The organism is Methyloceanibacter marginalis, from assembly GCF_001723295.1.
Lineage (GTDB): Bacteria > Pseudomonadota > Alphaproteobacteria > Rhizobiales > Methyloligellaceae > Methyloceanibacter > Methyloceanibacter marginalis.
This window is the reverse complement of record NZ_LPWD01000101.1, coordinates 1-4,153: the sequence shown is the minus strand read 5'-3', so window position 1 is coordinate 4,153 and position 4,153 is coordinate 1. Positions and strand designations below refer to the sequence as shown.

The following is a 4,153-nucleotide window of genomic DNA, read 5'->3' as shown; positions in this document are numbered from 1 at the left end:
AGTCCGGGCATTGACGGCGGTTACTGGATATTCTTGGCGAACCACTCCGCGATCGCGTCGCGGCCGTTCTGGTCGAGCAGCAGATGCAGCTTAGTGCGGCGGAGCAGGAAGTCCTCCGCCGTCATGGCGTCCTCGACCTCGGCGGCATGCTCGAGCTCGGCGCGGAATACGCCCGGGGCGACGGCCTCGGCGGCGGCGGCGTTCGCATCGAGACGCGCGAACACATCGTCGATCCTGTCGCCATAGGTGAGCGCCCAGCGCTGGCGCGTGTCGGGCGGGACGCTCGCCGGGCCTTTTTCGGCATGGGCGAGAAGGGTCGGCCGGGGCATGCCGCCGCCGTATAGAGGCACGTTCTTGGTCCAGGCACCGCTCGTCTCCAAGCCGAACGGGCCGAGCATCAACAGCGCATCCTCGGCGAGCGCGCGGTGGGTGGTGAGCTTGCCGCCATAGATGGTCAGGAACCCGCCATTGCCTTGGGCGCAGGCCGCGAGCGAAGGGCTGCGGCTGATGCGGCTCGGCTTCGTTTCGGTGCCGCCATGAAGCGCGCGCACGCCGGACCAGGTAAAGACGATGTCCCTTTCGGTGACCGTTCTGCCGGGATTGGCGAAATAGCGGTTATAGGCATGAACTAGATAGGACTTCTCCTCGAACGAGCAGTGCGCCGTGCCGGGATCACCCTCATGGGGTACGTCGGTGGTGCCGACGACGAGGAAGCGGCCATCCAGCCACGGCATGACGAAGACGATGCGCTCGCCCTCGTCTTGCAGGGTGTAAGCGTCGAGCGCCGGCGGGTCCGGCATGGGCAGCACGATGTGACTACCGCGCACAAGCTCCAGATGCTGCGGCTCGGGCGCGGCGGAGGTCAGGCGATCGACCTGGGCCACGAAAGGACCGGCGGCGTTGATGACGAAGCGCGCCTCGACACTGCGCTTCCGGCCGCGCTCATCGAGCTCGACGGCATAGCCGTTCTCCAGAGGCGTGATCGCGGTCACGGCGCGGCGGTTGAGAATGTCGGCGCCTCGGGTGCGCGCATCGAGGGCCACGCTCAAGGTGAGCCGCGCATCGTCGGCCCGGCAGTCATGATAATGCAGCACCGCGCTCAAATTCTCCTGGCGGAGCCGGGGCAGGGCGGCCGCTTCGGTACGGGGGAGCCGGCCGCTCGCAGGCAGGCCGTCGCCGCGTGAGAACAGGTCGTAGAGGCCAAGCCCGGCGCGGAGCGACCACGGGCTCCGCTTCTGCCAGCGATAGACCGGCAGGAGGAATCTGAGCGGGGTGACAAGATGGGGTGCCGTCTTGAGGAGCTCGGCGCGCTCGGTGAGGGACTCGCGGACGAGACCCAGCTCGCCTTGCTCCAAATAGCGCAAGCCGCCGTGGATGAGCTTGGAGGAGGCGGAGGAGGTGGCGCAGGCATAGTCGCCTTTCTCGGCAAGCAGCACCTTCAGCCCGCGTCCGGCGGCATCACGGGCGACGGCCGCGCCATGAATGCCGCCGCCAACGACGAGAATGTCGAACGTTTCCGCAGTCACCCGCGTTAATGTCCCCGTGGTCGGCGCCGCGTCGCGGCGAAGAGGGTTAAGGACGGCGCAAGCCTGTTAAGGCAAGGCCATTAAAGGATCGTGGCGTGTTGTCGCCACGTTTCAATACTCTACTATCATCTCCACGGACAAACGCTCACCCCGGAAGGACCCATGGCCGATATCGTCATTATCAATCCGCGTTTCGACATCTCTTTCTGGGGGTTGGAGCATTGCATGCCGCTGTTCGGCAAGCGGGCCAATTTGCCGGTTTCCTGCCTTGCGCTGCTCGCGGCCCTGGTGCCCGACCATCACGAGGTGACGCTGGTCGATGAGAATGTGGAGGACATCGACTTTGATCGTCTCGGCCGCGCCGACCTGGTCTGCCTGACGGGCATGAGCATCCAGGGGCGGCGCCTCATGGAAATCCTCGACGAGGTCAAGGCGCGCGGCGTGCCGGTGGTCGTCGGCGGGCCGATGGCGACGGTCGAGCCGGAATCTTTGGAAGGGGCCGCCGACGTCATCTTTGTCGGCGAAGCGGACGAGACTTGGCCGCAGTTCCTGGCCGAATGGGAGCAGGGCACGCACAAGACCCGCTATGCGCAGAAAGACAAGAGCGACATGGCGACCTTGCCCTTGCCGCGCGTTGATCTGCTCAAGGCCGATCGCTACATGTTCGGCAGTCTGCAGATCTCCCGCGGCTGCCCGTTCACCTGCGAGTTTTGCGACATCATCGTCACGTTCGGGCGGCGCCCGCGCCTCAAGACAAGCGAGATGGTCATCGCCGAGCTCGAAGCGTTCGAGCGCGCCGGGCTGAAGATCATCTTCGTGGTGGACGACAATCTGATCGGCAACAAGAAGGCGATCAAAGAGGTCCTGCGCGACATCATCGCCTGGCAGCAGGAGCGCGCTTATCCGCTCACCCTGTTCACCGAGGCCTCACTCGACCTGGCCGAGGATGAAGAGCTTATGCAGCTGATGGGGCTCGCCAACTTCCAGAGCGTGTTTATCGGCATCGAGACGCCGAACGAGGATTCCCTGAAAGAGACCAAGAAGCTCCAGAACGTGCGGCCGAACGCCGGCTCGTTGCTGGAGCGCGTGCACCGCATCCAGGATCACGGTCTCGACGTGTGGTGCGGCATGATCGTCGGCTTCGACCATGACGATCCTTCGATCTTCGACGTCATGCCGAAATTTCTGGTAGACGCGCGAATTTCTGCGGCGCTGATCGGCCTCTTGCACGCGATCCCGACCACCCCGCTTTACGACCGGCTCAAGGAGGCGGGGCGCCTGAACGATCCCGACGCGTCCGACCTTTATGGCACCAATGTCGTGCCGCTCGGCATGTCGAGCGAGACGCTGCGCGACGGCTTCATCCAGGTGATGCAGGACTGCTATGCGGCGGACGCTTATTTCAAGCGCCTCGACACGCAGTTCTTCGACAACAATTTCAAGTTCGTCATGCACCAGCTTCCCTATTGGAAAGGCCAGCGCCTGGCCTGGATGAAGCGGTGCGTGTTGAATTATGTGCGGTTCGGCGCGGTGGCGGCGCGGCTGCTATCCGTGGTCAAGGACGATGCATTGCGGGCGCGCTACAAGCAGCAGCTGACGCGCGTGGTGCGCCGGCGCTGGCGGGAGCCGCATATCCTGTTCGTCTACACGATCAAGGTGGCGATGCATTATCACTACTCGGCGCTCGCCCACGCGCTCGCCCAGGTCGACGAGAAGACCGGCGCCATGCCCGACGCGGGACGCTCATTCTCCCGGGCGAAGCGCCGGTGGAGACCGCCGTCGCCGCTTAGGCGACGCCGGCGCGCAGCAGGTCGTGAATGTGGATGATGCCCACGGGCCGTCCGTTCTCGACCACGAACAGCGCGGTGATGGCGGACGCGTTGATGATCTCGAGCGCGGCGCTCGCCATCAGATCGGGCGTCACGGTTTTCGGGCCCGGCGTCATGATCTCGCCGGCGCGCCGGTCGAGCAGCCCGTTGCCCATATGACGGCGCAAGTCGCCGTCGGTGATGATGCCTAGCAGCGCTCCGTTGCCGTCCACGACGCCGAGACAGCCGAGCGCCTTCTCGGTCATGACCACGATCGCCTCGGACATGACGGTCTCGGCCGGCGTCAGCGGCAGGCTTTCGCCGTGATGCATGAGGTCGCTGACGAATTTCAGCTTCGCGCCAAGCTGGCCGCCCGGATGCAGCACGCCGAGTCGAGGGCGGTGAAGCCCTTGCTCTCCAGAAGCGCGATGGCGATGCAATCGCCGAGCGCCAATTGCATGACGGTAGAGGTGGTCGGCGCGAGCCCGTGGGGGCAGGCCTCCTTGGCGTGCGGCAAGGTGAGCACGACTTCCGCGGCCTGCGCCAGGGTGGAGTCCGGGTTCGAAGTCACGGCGATCAGCGGCACGGCGAAGCGGCGCGAATAGGACAGGATATTGCCGAGCTCCACGGTCTCGCCCGACCAGGAGAAGGCGAGGATGGCATCGTCTTGGGTGATCATGCCGAGGTCGCCGTGGCTCGCCTCGCTTGGATGCACGAAATAGGCGGGCGTGCCGGTGGAGGACAAGGTGGCGGCCACCTTCAAGCCCACATGACCGCTCTTGCCCATGCCGGTGACGATGACGCGGCCGCGGCGGCCGC

Annotated in this window: 2 protein-coding genes and 1 pseudogene; 1 reads left to right on the top strand and 2 read right to left on the bottom strand. The window is 65.3% G+C overall.

Annotation, left to right across the window (positions count from 1 at the left end; translation table 11 throughout):
- Window positions 1-20: 20 nt before the first annotated feature.
- Complete coding sequence (glpD, locus tag AUC71_RS04590; RefSeq protein ID WP_069623310.1) at window positions 21-1,526, bottom strand: glycerol-3-phosphate dehydrogenase; 1,506 nt, start codon at window positions 1,524-1,526, stop codon at window positions 21-23.
- A 162-nt stretch (window positions 1,527-1,688) separates the two neighbouring features.
- On the opposite strand from glpD, the gene AUC71_RS04585 reads away from it, so the two are divergent.
- On the top strand, window positions 1,689-3,353 hold the full coding sequence (locus AUC71_RS04585) for a B12-binding domain-containing radical SAM protein (protein ID WP_069623309.1): 1,665 nt from the start codon (window positions 1,689-1,691) through the stop codon (window positions 3,351-3,353).
- On the opposite strand, the pseudogene AUC71_RS17370 reads toward AUC71_RS04585, so the two are convergent.
- Window positions 3,313-4,153, bottom strand: a pseudogene (locus AUC71_RS17370) (KpsF/GutQ family sugar-phosphate isomerase); the annotation flags it as partial. The gene AUC71_RS04585 and the pseudogene AUC71_RS17370 overlap by 41 nt on opposite strands.

Excerpts from the sequence above, each read along its gene's own strand:
- AUC71_RS04585 (WP_069623309.1), top strand. The coding sequence starts at position 1,689 with ATGGCCGATATCGTCATTATCAATCCGCGTTTCGACATCTCTTTCTGG.